The 17,775-nt window shown below is 71.1% G+C and carries 13 protein-coding genes and 1 pseudogene; 7 read left to right on the top strand and 7 right to left on the bottom strand.

Annotated elements, in window-relative coordinates:
* The first annotated feature begins 62 nt into the window (after window positions 1-62).
* From ACFWBY_RS22410 to ACFWBY_RS22390, 5 genes and pseudogenes are all read left to right on the top strand, one after another.
* Window positions 63-1,223, top strand: coding sequence for a CaiB/BaiF CoA transferase family protein (locus ACFWBY_RS22410; RefSeq protein ID WP_385344888.1), 1,161 nt, complete (start codon window positions 63-65; stop codon window positions 1,221-1,223).
* A 12-nt stretch (window positions 1,224-1,235) separates the two neighbouring features.
* Window positions 1,236-1,409, top strand: a pseudogene (locus ACFWBY_RS22405) (LLM class flavin-dependent oxidoreductase); the annotation flags it as partial.
* Window positions 1,410-1,516: 107 nt separating this feature from the next.
* Window positions 1,517-2,659, top strand: coding sequence for an acyl-CoA dehydrogenase family protein (locus ACFWBY_RS22400; RefSeq protein WP_385344886.1), 1,143 nt, complete (start codon window positions 1,517-1,519; stop codon window positions 2,657-2,659).
* 71 nt (window positions 2,660-2,730) lie between these two features.
* Entirely contained in the window at window positions 2,731-3,945 is a 1,215-nt protein-coding gene (locus tag ACFWBY_RS22395; RefSeq protein ID WP_385344884.1) for an acetyl-CoA C-acetyltransferase, read from the top strand.
* A gap of 45 nt (window positions 3,946-3,990) precedes the next feature.
* Window positions 3,991-6,162: a 3-hydroxyacyl-CoA dehydrogenase NAD-binding domain-containing protein gene (locus ACFWBY_RS22390; RefSeq protein WP_385344882.1), complete on the top strand. Its 2,172-nt coding sequence runs from the start codon at window positions 3,991-3,993 to the stop codon at window positions 6,160-6,162.
* Between the two features lie 61 nt (window positions 6,163-6,223).
* Here the strand turns inward: ACFWBY_RS22390 and ACFWBY_RS22385 are convergent, their stop codons facing one another.
* The 4 genes from ACFWBY_RS22385 to ACFWBY_RS22370 form a co-directional block, all read right to left on the bottom strand.
* Window positions 6,224-7,195 (bottom strand): antibiotic biosynthesis monooxygenase, encoded by a 972-nt coding sequence (locus ACFWBY_RS22385; RefSeq protein WP_385340724.1) that lies wholly within the window; start codon window positions 7,193-7,195, stop codon window positions 6,224-6,226.
* Window positions 7,192-9,918 (bottom strand): molybdopterin-dependent oxidoreductase, encoded by a 2,727-nt coding sequence (locus ACFWBY_RS22380; RefSeq protein WP_385340726.1) that lies wholly within the window; start codon window positions 9,916-9,918, stop codon window positions 7,192-7,194. Before ACFWBY_RS22380 ends, ACFWBY_RS22385 begins: the two co-directional genes overlap by 4 nt.
* On the bottom strand, window positions 9,915-10,742 hold the full coding sequence (locus ACFWBY_RS22375; RefSeq protein ID WP_385340728.1) for an FAD binding domain-containing protein: 828 nt from the start codon (window positions 10,740-10,742) through the stop codon (window positions 9,915-9,917). The genes ACFWBY_RS22380 and ACFWBY_RS22375 overlap by 4 nt, the downstream gene beginning before the upstream one ends.
* 165 nt (window positions 10,743-10,907) lie before the next feature.
* Complete coding sequence (locus tag ACFWBY_RS22370) at window positions 10,908-11,648, bottom strand: MerR family transcriptional regulator (RefSeq protein ID WP_385340729.1); 741 nt, start codon at window positions 11,646-11,648, stop codon at window positions 10,908-10,910.
* 114 nt (window positions 11,649-11,762) lie between these two features.
* Here ACFWBY_RS22370 and ACFWBY_RS22365 point away from each other — a divergent pair, with 114 nt between their 5' ends.
* Window positions 11,763-13,598, top strand: a complete 1,836-nt coding sequence (locus tag ACFWBY_RS22365; RefSeq protein ID WP_385340730.1) for an AMP-dependent synthetase/ligase — start codon at window positions 11,763-11,765, stop codon at window positions 13,596-13,598.
* Window positions 13,599-13,644: 46 nt separating this feature from the next.
* On the opposite strand, the gene sph is transcribed toward ACFWBY_RS22365, so the two are convergent.
* Together sph and ACFWBY_RS22355 are read right to left on the bottom strand one after the other, a co-directional pair.
* Window positions 13,645-14,634 (bottom strand): sphingomyelin phosphodiesterase, encoded by a 990-nt coding sequence (gene sph, locus ACFWBY_RS22360; protein ID WP_385340732.1) that lies wholly within the window; start codon window positions 14,632-14,634, stop codon window positions 13,645-13,647.
* Between the two features lie 134 nt (window positions 14,635-14,768).
* On the bottom strand, window positions 14,769-14,990 hold the full coding sequence (locus ACFWBY_RS22355) for a hypothetical protein (protein WP_385340733.1): 222 nt from the start codon (window positions 14,988-14,990) through the stop codon (window positions 14,769-14,771).
* A 94-nt stretch (window positions 14,991-15,084) separates the two neighbouring features.
* On the opposite strand from ACFWBY_RS22355, the gene ACFWBY_RS22350 reads away from it, so the two are divergent.
* Window positions 15,085-16,014: an oxygenase MpaB family protein gene (locus ACFWBY_RS22350; protein ID WP_385340735.1), complete on the top strand. Its 930-nt coding sequence runs from the start codon at window positions 15,085-15,087 to the stop codon at window positions 16,012-16,014.
* A 35-nt stretch (window positions 16,015-16,049) separates the two neighbouring features.
* Here the strand turns inward: ACFWBY_RS22350 and ACFWBY_RS22345 are convergent, their stop codons facing one another.
* Window positions 16,050-17,558 (bottom strand): M1 family metallopeptidase, encoded by a 1,509-nt coding sequence (locus tag ACFWBY_RS22345; protein WP_385340737.1) that lies wholly within the window; start codon window positions 17,556-17,558, stop codon window positions 16,050-16,052.
* Window positions 17,559-17,775 lie beyond the last annotated feature (217 nt).

Here is a 17,775-nt window from a genome sequence, read left to right as displayed (position 1 = left end):
GGTGTTACATCAGTTGTGTCACACAGTGGCCGCAGTGGTGCCACGGGGATGCTGGGGGCTCGATGGCAGTGACAGGGAACGTGCCCGGGAGCGGTGGCGGCGGCGGGAGCGGCCCGCTCGCGGGCGTGCGCGTCGTCGAGCTGGCGGGCATCGGGCCGGGCCCGTTCGCCGCCATGCTCCTCGCCGACCTGGGGGCCGACGTCGTACGGGTGGACCGGCCCGGCGGTGGCGGGCTCGCGGTCGACCCGGCCTATGACATCACCAACCGGAACAAGCGCTCCGTCCTCGTCGACCTGAAGTCCGCCGACGGCCCCGCCCGCGTACTGGACCTGGTCGAGCGAGCCGACGTGCTCATCGAGGGCTTCCGCCCCGGGGTCGCAGAACGCCTCGGCGTCGGCCCCGCCGAATGCCACGCCCGCAACCCGCGGCTCGTCTACGGCCGGATGACCGGCTGGGGCCAGGACGGCCCGCTCGCCCGCACCGCGGGGCACGACATCGCGTACATCGCCGTCACCGGTGCCCTCGGCATGATCGGCAAGCCGGGGGAGCCCCCGGCCGTCCCCGCCAACCTGGTCGGGGACTACGCGGGCGGCTCGCTCTACCTCGTCATCGGTGTGCTGGCCGCACTCCAGCACGCCCGCACTGCCGGCGGCGCGGGCCAGGTCGTCGACGCGGCCATCGTCGACGGGACCGCCCACCTCACGGCGATGATCCACGGGATGATGGCGGCCGGCGGCTGGCAGGACCGGCGCGGGGCCAACCTCCTGGACGGCGGCTGCCCCTTCTACGGCACCTACGAGACCTCCGACGGCGGCCACATGGCGGTCGGGGCGCTCGAGCAGCAGTTCTACGACACCTTCGTGGAGCTCCTCGGCATCAAGGAGCAGGCCCCCGCCCGCAAGGACCTGGCCCGCTGGGGCGAGCTCCGCGAGAGCGTCGCCGCGCGCTTCAAGTCCCGTACCCGCGAGGAGTGGACGGCGGTCTTCGAGGGAACCGACGCCTGCGTGGCGCCCGTGCTCTCGCTCCGCGAGGCCCCGAGCCACCCGCACCTGGCCGCCCGGGGAACCTTCGTCGAGGCCGCCGGGATCACCCAGCCCGCGCCGGCGCCGCGCTTCTCCGCGACCCCCACCGCCGCCGTGGGCGGCCCCGCGCTGCCGGGTGCGCACACGGAGTCCGTGGCCGCGGACTGGGACGTGCCGGGGCTGCTGGGCAAGGAGGGCTGATGGAGCCCTCCATTGATCGACTACGCCGGGGACCCGCGCCGGGCCGCCGACGGGGCGGCGGTGCTGGAGGCGGCCGGGCTCGACGCCGTGTGGGTGGCCGAGGCCCTGGGTTTCGACGCCCCGACGATCACGGGGTACCTGGCCGCACGCACCGAACGGATGAAGATCGGCTCGGCCATCCTCAACGGGCCGCCGGGGTGACCATGCTCAACGTCATGCCCGTCGGCCCCGAGCCCGCGCGGCTCGTCGAAACCGTCAAGAACTGGCTTTAGACACCCCTAGGGAGCCCTTCCATGCAACGCCGGATCTTCGACGCCGACCACGAGGCGTTCCGCGAGACCGTGCGCACCTTCCTCGCCAAGGAGGTGCTGCCGCACTACGAGCAGTGGGAGAAGGACGGGATCGTCAGCCGGGAGGCCTGGCGGGCCGCCGGCCGGCAGGGGCTGCTCGGCCTCGCCGTCCCGGAGGAGTACGGCGGTGGCGGGAACACCGACTTCCGCTACGCGGCGGTGATCGCCGAGGAGTTCACCCGGGCGGGCGCCGCCGGACTCGCGATCGGACTGCACAACGACATCATCGGGCCGTACCTGACCTCCCTGGCCACCGAGGAGCAGAAGCGCCGCTGGCTGCCCGGCTTCTGCTCCGGCGAGATCATCACCGCCATCGCGATGACCGAGCCGGGCGCGGGCTCCGACCTCCAGGGTATCCGGACCACCGCCGAGGACGCGGGCGACCACTGGGTGCTCAACGGCTCCAAGACCTTCATCTCCAACGGCATCCTCGCCGACCTGGTCGTCGTGGTCGCCAAGACCACCCCCGAGGGCGGGGCGCACGGCATGTCGCTGCTGGTCGTGGAGCGCGGCACGGAGGGATTCGAGCGCGGCCGCAACCTCGACAAGATCGGCCAGAAGGCGCAGGACACCGCCGAACTGTTCTTCAACGACGTGCGCGTCCCCAAGGAGAACCTGCTCGGCGAGCTGAACGGCGCCTTCGTCCACCTGATGACCAATCTCGCGCAGGAGCGGATGGGCATCGCCATGGCGGGCATCGCCGCTGCCGAACACCTGCTGGAGATCACCACCCGTTACGTGAAGGAGCGCGAGGCCTTCGGGCGGCCGCTCTCCAAGCTCCAGCACATCAGGTTCGAGATCGCGGAGATGGCCACCGAGTGCGCGGTCACCCGTACGTTCCTGGACCGCTGCATCACCGACCACTCCAACGGGGAACTGGACCACGTCCACGCCTCCATGGCGAAGTGGTGGGCCACCGAGCTGCAAAAGCGCGTCGCCGACCGCTGTCTGCAACTGCACGGCGGCTACGGGTACATGACCGAGTACCGCGTCGCGCGGGCCTTCACCGACGGCCGCATCCAGACCATCTACGGCGGTACGACCGAGATCATGAAGGAGATCATCGGCCGTTCCCTGCTGGGCTGACCCCCGCGGACCGCCCCTTCCCGCGCCACCTCTCCCCGACCTCGCCTCCGCACCCCCGAAAGGCTTGACCAGTGAGCACCGAAGCTTACGTATACGACGCGATCCGCACACCGCGCGGCCGCGGCAAGGCCAATGGCTCCCTGCACGGCACCAAGCCGATCGACCTGGTCGTCGGCCTCATCCACGCCCTGCGCGAGCGCAACCCCGGCCTGGACCCCGCCACCATCGACGACATCGTGCTCGGCGTCGTGAGTCCGGTCGGCGACCAGGGCTCCGACATCGCCCGGATCGCGGCGATCGCCGCCGGGCTGCCGGACACCGTGGCCGGACTCCAGGAGAACCGCTTCTGCGCCTCCGGTCTGGAAGCCGTCAACCTGGCCGCCGCGAAGGTCCGTTCCGGTTGGGAGGACCTGGTCCTGGCGGGCGGCGTCGAATCGATGTCCCGCGTCCCGATGGCCTCGGACGGCGGAGCCTGGTTCAACGACCCGATGACCGGCTGGGACACCGACTTCGTCCCGCAGGGCATCGGCGCCGACCTGATCGCCACCATCGAGGGCTTCTCCCGGCGCGATGTGGACGAGTACGCGGCCCTGTCCCAGGAGCGGGCCGCCGCCGCCATCAAGGACGGCCGCTTCGCCAAGTCGGTCGTCCCGGTCACCGACCGCAACGGCCTGATCGTCCTGGACCACGACGAGTTCGTCCGCCCCGGCACCACCGCCGACACCCTCGCCAAGCTGAAGCCGTCCTTCGCGGACATCGGCGAGCTCGGTGGTTTCGACGCCGTCGCGCTGCAGAAGTACCACTGGGTCGAGAAGATCGACCACGTCCACCACGCGGGCAACTCCTCCGGCATCGTCGACGGCGCCTCGCTCGTCGCGATCGGCTCCCGCGAGGCGGGCGAGCGCAACGGCCTCGCGCCCCGCGCCCGGATCGTCTCGGCCGCCGTCTCCGGCTCCGAGCCCACCATCATGCTCACCGGTCCCGCCCCGGCCACCCGCAAGGCCCTCGCCAAGGCCGGGCTGACCATCGACGACATCGACCTCATCGAGATCAACGAGGCCTTCGCGGGCGTCGTGCTCCGCTTCGTCAAGGACATGGGCGTCTCCCTGGACAAGGTCAACGTCAACGGCGGCGCCATCGCGCTGGGCCACCCCCTCGGCGCCACCGGCGCGATGATCCTCGGCACGGTCGTCGACGAACTGGAGCGCCAGGACAAGCGCTACGGGCTCGTCACCCTCTGCGTCGGCGGCGGCATGGGCGTCGCCACCATCGTCGAACGCATCTGATCCGTCCTGATCCCTGATCCCACCCCTGACACGGAAGTAGCGAACATGAGCGAGTCCACCACGATCCGCTGGGAACAGGACGAGACCGGCGTCGTCACCCTGGTCCTCGACGACCCCGACCAGTCCGCCAACACGATGAACCAGGCCTTCAAGGACTCGATCGCCGCGATCGCCGAGCGCGCCGAGGCCGAGAACGACTCCATCCGCGGCATCATCTTCACCTCCGCCAAGAAGACCTTCTTCGCCGGCGGCGACCTGAAGGACATGATCCGCCTGCGCCCCGAGGACGCGCAGCTGGCCTTCGACACCGGCACCGCGATCAAGAGCTCCCTGCGCCGCATCGAGACCCTCGGCAAGCCCGTCGTCGCCGCCATCAACGGCGCGGCCCTCGGCGGCGGTTACGAGATCTGCCTGGCATCCCACCACCGCGTGGCCCTCGACGTGCCCGGCTCCAAGATCGGCCTGCCCGAGGTCACGCTCGGCCTGCTCCCCGCCGGCGGCGGCGTCACCCGCGCCGTGCGCCTGATGGGCATCGCCGACGCGCTGCTCAAGGTGCTGCTGCAGGGGACCCAGTACAACCCCCGGCGCGCCCTGGACAACGGCTTGGTCCACGAACTGGCCTCCACGCCCGAGGAGATGCTCGCCAAGGCGCGCGCCTTCATCGACGCGAACCCGGAGTCCAAGCAGCCGTGGGACGTCCCCGGATACAAGATCCCGGGCGGTACGCCGTCCAACCCGCGGTTCGCCGCCAACCTGCCGGCCTTCCCGGCCAACTTGAAGAAGCAGCTGAACGGCGCCCCCTACCCGGCCCCGCGCAACATCCTCGCCTGCGCCGTCGAAGGCGCCCAGGTGGACTTCGAGACCGCGCTGACCATCGAGGCCCGCTACTTCACCGAGCTCGTCACCGGACAGACCGCCAAGAACATGATCCAGGCGTTCTTCTTCGACCTCCAGGCCGTCAACGCCGGCCGCAGCCGCCCGCGGGGCGCGGCGCCCCGCAAGGTCACCAAGGTGGCCGTACTCGGCGCCGGAATGATGGGCGCCGGCATCGCCTACTCCTGCGCCCGCGCGGGCATCGAGGTGGTGCTGAAGGACGTCACGCCCGAGGCGGCCGCCAAGGGCAAGGCGTACTCCGAGAAGCTGCTCGACAAGGCCCTGTCCCGCGGCCGCACCACCGAGGCCGAGCGCGCCGGGCTGCTCGCCCGGATCACCCCGACCGCCGAGCCCGCCGACCTGGCCGGCTGCGACGCCGTCATCGAGGCCGTCTTCGAGGACACCGCCCTCAAGCACAAGGTGTTCCAGGAGATCCAGGAGTTCCTCACCCCGGACGCGCTGCTGTGCTCCAACACCTCCACGCTGCCCATCACGGGCCTCGCGGAAGGGGTTTCGCGGCCCGCGGACTTCATCGGCCTGCACTTCTTCTCGCCCGTGGACAAGATGCCGCTCGTCGAGATCATCAAGGGCGAGGGCACCGGCGACGAGGCCGTGGCCCGTGCCTTCGACCTCGTGCGCCAGATCAACAAGACCCCGATCGTGGTCAACGACTCGCGCGGCTTCTTTACCTCGCGCGTCATCGGCCAGTTCATCAACGAGGGCGTCGCGATGGTCGGAGAGGGCATTGAGCCCGCCTCCGTCGAGCAGGCCGCCGCGCAGGCCGGATACCCGGCCAAGGTGCTCTCCCTGATGGACGAGCTGACGCTCACGCTGCCCCGCAAGATCCGCAACGAGACCCGCAAGGCCTTCGAGGCCGAGGGCCGGGCGTGGGCCGAGCACCCCGCCGACACCGTCATCGACCGGATGGTGGACGAGTTCGGGCGCCCCGGGCGCAGCGGCGGCGCCGGCTTCTACGAGTACGACGAGGCCGGCAAGCGCGCCCGCATCTGGCCGGGCCTGCGCGAGCACTTCACCGAGCAGGGGTACGAGATCCCGTTCGAGGACATGAAGGAGCGGATGCTCTTCTCGGAGGCCCTGGACACCGTCCGCTGCCTCGACGAGGGCGTGCTCACCTCGATCGCCGACGCCAACATCGGCTCCATCATGGGCATCGGCTTCCCCGCCTGGACGGGCGGCGTGATCCAGTACGTCAACGGTTACGAGGGCGGCCTGCCCGGCTTCGTGGCCCGGGCCCGCGAGCTGGCCGACAGGTACGGCGAGCGCTTCACCCCGCCCGCCTCCCTGGTGGAGAAGGCCGAGCGCGGCGAGACGTACGCCGACTAGCGCCGTGAGGGGGAAGGCGGGCCGGGCGCTCCCGGCCCGCCTTCCCCCACGGTGGCCCGCGTCAGGGCAGCGTCCAGAACACCTCCGTCACGAGGTAGAAGACGACGACCCAGAACACGAGCAGCGCGGTGACGACGGCGCCGCCGACGAGGTTGGTCCTGGCCCGCGGTTCGTCCGGTGGGGGCCACAGCCACCGCCTGAGCAGCCGGTTCACGTAGTGGGGCATCGTGAAGAAGCTCATGATGAAGCTCGACAGCAGGTTCCCCACGAGCAGTCCGAACCAGAGCGGCATGCCCAGCGGATGCAGGACGAGGCTCAGCATCACGACGGTCGGGTAGAGCCCGACCCAGACCGCGACGGCCGTCTTCGTCTCGGAGGGCGGCGGGGCTTCCTTGCCGTTCTCCTCGAAGGCGAACCAACTGCCGAAGGAGTTGTCGATCGTGCGCAGTTTGAAGTCGTCGAACTTCTCCCCCTCGGCGAGCATCTCCTGCCGCTTCGCCGACGTCAGCCACGCGTCCAGGTGTTCGGCGTTGTCATAGCGGTACAGGGTGGTCCACTCGTCCTGAACGCCTTCGATGGGGCGGAAGATCTCGGTGCCGCGAAACCCTTCGAACTTGCTCTCCTCCTGGCTCATGTGGCGCTGCCATGCGAGGAAGTCGTGGACGGTGTCCGGACGGACGCGGTGGGTCACCACCACGGTCACGAGCGGATCCGTCGGCTGCGTGCCACCGCTGATCACCTGCTGCGTCGCGGGACCGTCGAAGTACGGCTCGCCGGCGTCGAGGAGCCGTTGCCTGGTCGCGCAGTTCATCCAGGCCTGCAGGTGCGCCACCGAGTCGAACCGGTAGACGATCACCCAGTCGGGTTGCACGGCGGTCGGCGGGGACACCTGGACACCGAGGTGTCCGGGGTACCGGGCGGCGGCGGCGTTGACGTCGTCCTGCCACTTCGCGTACTGCCGATCCATGCCGGGGCGGACCCTCCGGCCGATGATGACCGTCGCCGCGGCGTCCGTCTGCCGTTCCGTCGTCATCGTCGCGTGCCCGTCCGCGCCGACCGGCTCTCGACGAGCCGGCCGTAGATCCGCTCCGGGGTGAGGGGCAGCTCGCGGTAGCGGACGCCCGTGGCGTCGCGGACCGCGTTCGCCAGCGCGGGGGCCACCGGGTTGATGCAGCACTCCGCCATCCCCTTCGACCGCATGGCCCCGACGGAGTCCGACGAGCCCACCAGGAGCACGTCGGTGCGCGGCACGTCGGCGTAGGCGGGGATGCGGTAGTTGCGCAGGTTCGGGTTGGCCATGACGCCGTCCGCGTCGATCTGGAAGTTCTCGGTCAGTGCGAATCCGATGCCCTGGGCGACGCCGCCCTCCACCTGTCCCCGGACCTGTTGCGGGTTGATGAGCACACCGGCATCGGTCGCCTGGACGCTGTACAGGACACGGATCTCACCCGTCACCCGGTGGACGGCGACGCGGAAGCCCTGCGTATTGGAGGTGACGCTGCGCGGCGATCCGTACGCCTTGCGGGCGGCCGTGAACCGGATGCCGCGCGCCCGGGCCTCGGCGACGAGCGTGGCCAGCGAGACGCGCTCGTCCCCGCAGACGACGCCGTCGTCGTCCATCGAGCACATCACGACGTGGATGCCCGTGTGCGTGGCGGCGAAGTCCAGGATGCGGTCGCGCACCGCGTTGGCCGCCCGGAGGACCGCGTTGCCCGCCACGAACAGTCCGGCACTCGCGAAGGCCCCGGTGTCGAATCCCGTGCGGTCGGTGTCGGACTGCACCAGGCGGATCCGCGACGGCTTCGTACCCAGCTGGTTGGCCGCGATCTGGACGTGCGCGGTCGACGTGCCCTCCCCGAATTCGACGGTGCCGACGGCCAGTTCGTACACGAGGTCGTCGCCGAGCGTGAGCCAGGCCTCGGAGACGTGCTCGGTCGGGGGCGCGGTCTCGTGCAGGGAGCTGGCGACGCCCACCCCGACGAGCCATCCGGGGCCGGGGGAGGGCTGGTCGGCCGTACGGGCCAGCTCGCCGGCCACGAGGTCGATGCACTTGCCGAGCCCGTCCTCGTGGAACACCACGTCGTCAGGACCGTCGTGCAGGGCGACGAGCGGCTCGTCGGGGCGCACGATGTTGCGGCGTCTCAGTTCGAGCGGATCCATGTGCAGGGCGAGGGCCAGTTCGTCCATCGCCGATTCCACGGCGAAGGCCGGCTGGGTCATTCCGTAACCGCGCAGGGCGCCGCTCGGAACGGTGTTCGTGTAGACGGAGAAGGCGTCGTACTTCTTGTTGGGGCAGCGGTAGATCATGACGGCGGCGCCGCCCGCGTACAGGGTCTCGCCGCCGTGGTTGCCGTAGGCGCCCGTGTTGGACAGGTTGCGGACCTGGAAGGCGGTGAGCGTACCGTCGGCCTTCGCGCCGAGCTTGACCGTCAGCTTCATCGGATGCCGGGGCGAAGCCGTGGTGAACTCTTCCTCGCGCGTGTACTCGAAACAGACGGGCCGCCCGGTGTCGAGCGCGGCGAGCGCGGCCAGATCCTCCGAGATGACCTCCTGCTTGCCGCCGAAGCCGCCGCCGACGCGCTTGCAGAACACGCGGAGCTGGTCCGGGCGCAGCGCGAACAGGTAGGCGAGCTTGACCTTCGCGATCGACGGGGACTGCGAACTGGTGCGGACGTTCAGCCGGCCGTCCTCCATCCACGCGATCGAACCGTGGGTCTCCAGGTGGGCGTGCTGCACGCGCGGTGAGAAGTAGGTGCCCTCGTGGATCACGTCGGCCGCGGCGAAGCCCGCGTCGACATCGCCGATGTGCGAGTGGATCTCCAGCAGGAGGTTGTGGACGTAGTCGCGGGCGAACGGGTCCTCGGAGCCGTGCAGTTGCGGGGCCCCGTCGGCCATGGCCTTCTCGGGGTCGAAGACCGCCGGCAGCACCTCGTACTCCACCGCCACCTTCCGGCAGCCCTCCTCGGCCGCCCCGACGGTGTCGGCGAGCACCGCGACGACGCGCTGGCCGACGAAGCGGACCGTGTGGTCGAGGATGTAGGTGTCGTCCGGATCGACGAGGTGGTCGGTGTGGATCGCCGTGGTGAAGCGCCTGCGCGGCACGTCCTCCCAGGTGTAGACGCGATGCACGCCGGGGACCGCCAGCGCGGCGGTCTTGTCGATCGAGACGATGCGGGCGTGCGCGTGGGGCGAGCGCAGCACTTTGAGGTGCAGCATCCCTTCCCTGTGGGTGTCCATCGTGAATTCGGCGCGACCGGTCACCACGTCGTCGGCCGCCGGCGCACCGACGCTCGTCCCGACGGCCCGTCCCGGCGCGGCGCTCTGCACACCGGTGACGCCCTTCACCGCGTCCTCGATCGCCCGGTAGCCGGTGCAACGGCAGAGGTTTCCCTTCAACGCCCGGGGCAGGTCCGCCTTCTGGGCCTCGGTGAACGTCGCCGAGGTCATGATCATCCCTGCGGTGCAGAACCCGCACTGGAATCCCGGGGCGTCCCGGAACCGGCGCTGCGCGGGATGCAGGTCGCCGGGTGATCCGAGGCCCTCGACCGTGGTCACCTCATGGCCTTCCGCGCGGAAGGCGGGGGTGATGCAGCTGTGGACCGGAGCGCCGTCCAGCCACACGGTGCACGCGCCGCAGTCGCCGGCGTCGCAGCCCTTCTTGACGCCGAAGTGGCCGAGTGCGCGCAGGAACGTACGCAGACACTGGCCGGGGTCCGGTTCCTCGGAAAAGCTCCTGCTGTTCACGGTGTAGGTCATGCCGGGCCCCCAGCAGTGAGTTCGCGGCGGATCTCTTCGGCGAAGTGCAGGGTGAGGTGGTGGCGGTGGTCCGGGGTTCCGTTGGGGTCGGCGAACCAGACGTCGGCAGGGATGGTGTTGATGCTCTGCTGCAGGGCGCGGGCATCGGGCACGGTGTCGAAGGCGATGCGCACCGGGCGTGTGGTGCCGGCGGTGACGGTGAGCAACAGGCCGTTCGTTCCCGGCGTTTGCGTAGCGACGAGGAAGACCGTCGAACGGCCCAGCCGGGTCAGAGAGAAGAGGCGGTGTGCGGTGCGCCCCCGCAGGGCGCGCGCCGGAATGCGGATGCGCCGCAGCAGTTCCCCGGGAGCGAGGACGTTCTGGTTGTTCCCGGTCACGAAGTCGAGGGCGTCCACGGTGCGCACCGACCCGTCGGTGGCCCACAGCTCGTACTCGGCCTCGAGCGCGACCGTCAGCGTGATCATGGGGCCGGCCGGCAGGGACATGCAGATGTTTCCGCCGACGGTCGCCGCGTTCCAGACCTTGAACGAGGACAGGAACGCCTCGCAGCTCTGCGTGATGAGGGGGCCCGCGATCCAGTCGGCCGGCGGTGTGAAGGCGTACAGGTCCCGGATGGTGCAGGTGGCCCCGATCTCGAGGCCCGCTTCGCTCGGCACGAGGGGATCCCAGCCCAGGGCTGTCAGGTCGACCAAGCGGCGCAGGCCAGGCTGCTCGGTGGAGAACAGCCACGTCCCGCCCGCGAGCCAGGCATCGCCCTCGCGCCAGGCGGCGCCGGGTCGGCCGGACGGTCGCCGGACGACTTCGCTGATGGTGTTGAGGTCCATGGAAGTACCTGCCCGTTACGTGCAGGGGTTGCCGCCGCCTTGAGCGGCAGAATGTGCTGGGGCCGCTGGGGCCGACCCGCTCAGAGCAAGGGCCGGCGGGCGCAGACTTCTCTCCAGCGTACTGAGAACGGGCATGCTCCGCCAAAGCAGGGCTTCGGACTACGGCTACGCCCCGCCGGGTGCCTCGCCGGACACGAACGCCGCCCGCAGCTCCTCCCGCAGCGACCGCTGGAAGGCCGTCACCAGGGCCTGCACCACCATCGGCTGCATGTGCGCGGACAGCGCCTTCATCGACTCCACCCGCTCCGGGTCGCTCTCGCCCTCGGTGAACGGCCCCCACACCTCGTCGCGGAACAGCGCGGTCAGCTCGTGCGCGGCCGTCCGCGCGTGCTCCAGCAGCACCTTGCGCGCGATCAGGATCGTCTCGTGGGCGATCGGTACGTCGAGCAGCGCGACCCCGAGCCGCAGCAGCCCCACGTCCACCCGGAAGCCCTCCGGAGCCGGGGCCAGCACGTTCATCGCGGTCAGCCGCCGGATGTCGTTCTCCGTCAGGGCCCGCCCGGCCCGCTTCTCCAGCTCCGCGCGCGAGGCCTTCAGCGCCGCGTCCGGGGCCCATGTCGCCACCAGCGCCCGGTGGATGGCCAGATCGTGCGCGCTCAGGTCGTCGGGCAGGGCGTCGAGGTAGCGTTCGATGGCCGACAGGGTCATGCCCTGGTGCTGGAGCTCCTCGATCAGCGCCAGACGCGACAGGTGCTCCGGGCCGTAGTGGCCCACCCGACGGGGTCCGATCACGGGAGGGGGCAAAAGGCCGCGGGTGCTGTAGAACCGTACGGTGCGGACGGTCACGCCCGCCCTGGCGGCCAACTCGTCGACGGTGAGCGCCGGCTCGGGTGCCTGGGTGGTCATGGTCTCCGCCTCGCTCTCTGATCAGCACGCCGTTCATCGGCACAGTTCGTTCCCGTACCGCGGTTCAACAGTATTGCTGTCGCACCAACGATGTGAAACGGCCAGGAGCTGCCCATGCCCACGAAACTGCGACTGCCCGCACCTCCCCACGAGCTCGTCCTGCCCGACCTGCTGGCGCGCAACGCCGCCGAGCACGGCGATCTGCCCGCCCTCTCGTGGCGCGAGGGCGACGGCTGGTCCACCCTCAGCTGGTCCGACGTCCGCCGGGAGGTCGCCGTCCTCGCCTGCGGCTACGCCGCCCTCGGCGTCGGGCGCGGCGAACACGTCCTGCTGATGATGGGCAACCGCCCCGAGCACTGGCTCACCGACCTCGCCCTCGTCCACCTCGGAGCCGTCCCCGTCACCGTGTACGGGACCTCCGCGCCCGAGCAGATCGCCCACATAGCCCGCCACAGCCGGGCCAGGCTCGCCGTCGTCGAGGGCGCCCGGGAACTGGCCCGGTGGGAGCCCCTGCTGGCCGACCCCGGAGTCCCTCTGGAGCGGCTGGTCGTGGCCGAGGCCGCCGAGGCGGGCCCGCACCGCACCTACGGCTCGCTGTCCGACGGCGGTGCCCGCGGGTACCGTCCCGACGCCTTCGAGAAGGCATGGCAGGAGTCGCGCCCCGAGGACCCGCTGACCGTCGTCTACACCTCGGGCACGACCGGCGACCCCAAGGGCGTGCGCCTCACCCACCGCAACGTCATGCTGCAGGCGGTCCGGCTCGACCGGCACGTGGACCTGCCCGAGCACGCCGAGCACGTCTGCTACCTGCCCTTCGCGCACATCGCCGAGCGCGTCCTCGGCATCTACCTGCCGCTGCTGCGGGCCGCCCACGTCCGGCTGTGCGCCGACCCGGCTGCCGTGTCGGCGGCGGTGCGCGAGCTGCACCCGGTGCAGTTCTTCGGTGTCCCGCGGGTGTGGGAGAAGCTGGCCGCCTCCGTACGGGCGGTGCTCGGACGGCTCCCCGAGGAGCAGCGGCTCGCCATCGAGGCCGCGAACGACCTGGCGCGGGCCCGCGCGGCCCACCGGGAGCGCGGACAGGAGGTCCCGGCAGGGCTCGAAGCCTCGTACGCCGCCGCGAAGGAACGGGTGCTGGACCCGCTGCTGTGCCTGGCGGGGATGGACCGCCTGGTCTGGACGGCGAGCGCCACCGCGCCGATGCCGATCGACGTGGTCCGCTTCTGGGCGGGCTGGGGGATCACCATCATGGACGCCTGGGGGCTGACCGAGACCTCGGGCGTGTGCACCGTCAACAGCCCGGACGGCTTCCGGCTGGGCTCGGTGGGCCGCCCGATCGAGGGGCTGGAGCTGAGGCTCGCCGCCGACGGGGAGATCTTCGCGCGCGGCGAGACGGTCTTCGGCGGATACCTGCTCCCGGACGGGTCGGTGGAGAGCGCCGCCGACGGGGAGGGCTGGTTCCCGACGGGTGACGTCGGCCGGCTCGACGAGGACGGGTTCCTCTGGCTGACGGACCGCAAGAAGGAGCTGATCATCACCTCGAACGGCAAGAACGTCTCACCGGCCCTGGTGGAGAACACCGTCAAGGAACACCCGCTGATCGGACAGGCGCTGGTGCACGGCGACGGCCGCTCCTACCTCGTCGCCCTCCTCGTCCTGGATCCGGAGCTGGCCCCGGCCTGGGCGGCGGCCCGGGGCATCGAGGCCGTCACGCCCGAGGACTTGGCCGCGCACCCGGCCGTACGGGAGGAGGTCGCCCGCGCCGTCGAGGCCGCCAACGCCCGGCTCAACCGCACCGAGCAGATCAAGCGCTACCGGCTGCTGACCGGCGAGTGGGGACCGGAGTCCGGTGAGCTGACCCCCTCGCTGAAGCTGCGCCGGCGCGTGATCCGGGAGAAGTACGGAGCGCTGATCGAGGGGCTGTACGAGCAGCCGCACCAGGGCGCGGAGTAGGGCCGGGGGTGCCCGCCGGATCGCGGCGGGCACCCGTCGGGGCCGGTCAGCGACCGATCAAAGGGTAATGGTCGGAAAGGTTGTCGTAGGTGTAGGAGGTGCCCCAGCTGGAGACCGTCCAGGGCGCCGACTCCTCCTTCACCACGTTGTTCTCCCAGTTCGCCGGGCGGGCGTTGCCCTTGCGGTAGAGCACGTAGTCCAGGTCCTCGCGCGGGTCCGTCGGGTAGCGGTAGTTCGCTATCGAGTTCAGCGCGGTGTCGAAGGAGTACGGGTGGCCCGTGCGGGTGTCGGAGCCCGCCAGGTCGGCCGCCGCCAGCATGGAGGCGTACTCGGGGGTGCGCGAGTCGACGTTCATGTCGCCCGCCACGATCACCTGCTCGCCCGCCGGGATGTTCTTGCCGTCCAGGAACGCGTCGATGTTCCGGAACTGACGGGCGCGCATCTCGGCCGCCTCGCCGGCGCCGCAGCCCGGGTCGGTGGACTGGGCGTGGGTGCCGACCACGTGGACCCTGGCGCCGTTCACGTTCAGCACGACGTACGCGAAGCCCTTGTTGGACCACCAGTCGGCACCGCAGGCGTCCTTGTAGACGACCTGTTCCTTGCGCAGGATCGGCCACTTGCTGAGGACCGTGACGCCGCCGTCCTCCGGGGTGGTCGAGGAGTAGGCGCCGCCCGTCGCGTCCCAGCCGCTCTTGCTGCGGCCCACGACGGGGGTCTGGTACGGGTACTGCGCGGAGGCGTTGGACTTCAGCGCGTCCGAGGCGCCGTTGTCGAAGGCCTCCTGGAGCACGACCACGTCGTGGCCCTGGAAGAAGGAGGCCCGGGGAATCGCCGCCGCCCGGTGGTCCTGGCCCCAGTTCGGGTACAGGTTCTTGCTCATCAGGAACGCGTTGTACGAAAGGACGCTGAGCCGCGGTGCGGCGGCGGTCTCCGCGGCGGTGGCGGCCGGAGCCGTGGTGGCGGCGAGCGCTCCGACGGCGATCGCGGCGACGACGGTGGCGGCGGTGCGGGCCTTGCGGGGCGGGTTGTGCGGCATGGAGGTCTCCCTCGTTCCTGTGGGGGAAGATCGGCTCCGCCATCCAAGCAGCCACGGTTACCTCTGGGTAACACCCGTGACACGACTTTCTGTCCGGACCACGACAACGTGGGGGCGCCGGCGGAACGGAGCCGTCAGTCCGCCGGCGGGGTCCAGGTGAAGGCGGCCAGGCCGTCCGGCGCGGGGTCCCGGCAGACGTCGTCCCCAAGCCGCCGGGGCGGGCGGCGCCGCTGGACGGAGCGCAGTACCGCGAAGACCGCGAGGGCGAACGCGGCGACGCAGGCCAGCGTGACGGCCGCGGCCGCCAGCACGTACGGGATCGCGGCCTCCAGCCAGGCGGAGGGGGACAGGTCCATGGCCGCAGCATGCGCGGTCGGTGGCCCCGGCGGAAGGGGCCGAACCCCCGGCATACTGGGATGACGGCGAGATCCACACCCAAGGGGCACGCGCATGAGCACGACGGAGCACCCCGTGGAGGGGCCGGCGGACCGCCCCGCGACGGACCCCGCGCGGCGCCGTACGGCCGGCGGCCGTGAGGATCCGCAGCCGCCGCCGCCCGGTGGCGTGCTCTGGACAATCGCCGGCGACGTCCGGGCACTGCTCATGCTGCCCGCCGCCTTCACCCTGCAGGTCGCCCACCCCGCGATCGGGGCCGGCGTGGACGAGCACTCCGTCTTCCGCACCGACCCGTGGGGCCGCGGCGAGCGGTCCCTGCGCTCCGTCCAGCTGTGGGTGTACGGCGGAGCGGACGCCGCCGCCGAGGGACGCCGGGTGCGCCGGCTGCACAAGGAGATCCAGGGCACCGACACCCGGGGGCGCCGCTACCACTCCCTCGATCCCGCCTGCTACGCGTGGGTGCACGCCACCGGCTTCCCCGTCTACCTCTACGCCGGGCGCTACCTGCTGCGCCCCTTCACCCCCGCCCAGGAGCGACAGCTCTACCGGGAGTGGCTCCAGGTCGGCCGGATCCTCGGCCTCCGCGACCGCGACATGCCGCAGACCATCGAGGAGTACTGGCCGTACTACCACCGGATGCTGGCCGAAGAGATTGAGCCGACCAAGGTCGCCCGCGAGCTCGTCGCCACCGATGCGCCGCTGCCCCGCCCCGAGGGGGGCCCGCCGGCGGTCCGGCTCCTGCTGCGCCTCACCTGGCCCGTGCTCCGGGCGGCCTTCCTGAACTTCCGCGCCTTCGTCACCGTCGGCTACATGCCGCCCGATGCCCGTGCCGCCATCGGCCTGAATTGGACCCGGTCCCAGGAGCGTCGGCTGCGCCTGTTCAGCGCGGCCGTACGCGTCCTCGTACCCCTGCTGCCGGAGCGTCTGCGCTACCTGCCGATCGCCCGGGCCGCCCGCGCCCGCCGGCGCGCCGGCACCCTCTGAGGGGTACCGGCGCGCGGGCCCCGCAAGGCCGTCGCTCAGTGGCCCTCGTGGACGGAGTCCGTCGCGGCGATCTTCTTCCAGGACTTCGGCTCCGCCGCAGGCGCGGCCGGTGCGCCGAGGGTGCGGGCCGCGGGCGACCCGGCCGCCGACGGGGCGAGGGCCGGCTTGCCCGGCGTGTAGAGCCAGGTCTCGAAGAGCTGTGCGAGCGGCTTGCCGGAGATCTTCTCGGCGTAGCGGACGAAGTCGCCGACGTTGGCGTTGCCGTAGGCGCGCTCGGTCGGCCAGCCCTTGAGGATCTGGAAGAACCTCTCGTCGCCGATCTCGTTGCGGAGCGCCTGCACGGCGATCGCCCCCCGATCGTAGACGGCTCCGTGGAACTGGTTGTCCGGGCCCGGGTCGCCCGGCTTGACCTGCCAGAACGGGTCCTCGGCCCCGCGCAGCCCGTACGCCCAGTCGGCGAGCTCCTGCGCGGTGCCCTCGCCCTCCTTCTCCGACCACAGCCACTGGCTGTAGCGGGCGAAGCCCTCGTTGATCCAGATGTCCTTCCAGCCCTCGACGGACACGCTGTCCCCGTACCACTGGTGGGCCAGTTCGTGCACGACCACCGAGACGTTCGCGCCGTTGGCGAACTGCCGGGGACTGTAGAACGGCCGGGTCTGCGTCTCCAGGGCGAATCCGCTGGGCACGTTCGGGACGTAGCCGCCCAGCGCGTTGAAGGGGTACGGGCCGAAGACCCCCTCCAGCCACTCCGCGACCTCGCCGGTCCGCTCCACGCTGGCCCGGGCCGCACCCGCGTTGTCGCCGAGGTCCTGGCTGTAGGCGTTCAGGATCGGCAGCCCGCTCGACGTCTTGTCGGTGGTGACGTCGAACTTGCCGATCGCCAGGGTGGCGAGGTACGTGGCCTGCGGCTTGTTTGAGCGCCAGTTGTACCGGGTCCAGCCCAGGCGCGAACTCTGCGACTGCAGCACGCCGTTGCTGATGGCCTGGGTGCCGTCGGGCACGTTGACCGAGATGTCGAAGGTGGCCTTGTCGAGCGGGTGGTCGTTGCTCGGGAACCACCAGACTGCCGAGTCGGGCTCCTGCGCGGCGATGCCGCCGTCAGGGGTGCGCTGCCAGGCCGACCAGCCGTCGACCTTGAACTCCGACGGCTTGCCGGCGTACTTGACGACCACGCTGGACTGCCGGCCCCGCTGCAGGGGGGAGGCCGGGGTGACCTCCAGCTCGTGGTCGGCGGACCTGGCGAACTTCGCCTTGACGCCGTTGACCCGGATCTCGCTGACGTCCAGGCCGAAGTCGAGGTTGAAGCGCGACAGGTCCTGCTTGGCGGTGGTGAGCAGGGTGGCGGTGCCTTCCAGCAGATCGGTCTTGGGCTGGTACTGCAGGCGCAGGTCGTAGTGGGACACGTCGTACCCGCCGTTGCCGCTGGCCGGGTAATAGGGGTCGCCGATACCCGGGGCTCCCGGACCCGAACTCGCCGCCGACGCCGGGATCACCAGCAGCAGGGAAGCGGCGAGCACGCTCGGGGCGATGACTTTGCGGTGCACCTTGGAACTCCAATGGATAGGGGAGTGGCTTCCGTTCGACCGTATTCACGCCCGGCGCCTCACGTCATGTCCATGGGCCCTCCTGCCACATGATCGTCATTCGGCCGTCACGGGGCGTGTGCGCCACGCGTCCCGTGACGGTCCGCCAGTAGGGCGCGGGGCGAGGTTCCCGGGGGTGAGGACGGCCCGCGGGGCACCCCTTCTTCCGGGCATACCA

It is taken from the genome of Streptomyces sp. NPDC060049 (genome assembly GCF_042736715.1).
Classification (GTDB): domain Bacteria; phylum Actinomycetota; class Actinomycetes; order Streptomycetales; family Streptomycetaceae; genus Streptomyces.
Note: the sequence above shows the minus strand (reverse complement) of the source record. Positions and strands in the feature narration are given on the sequence as shown.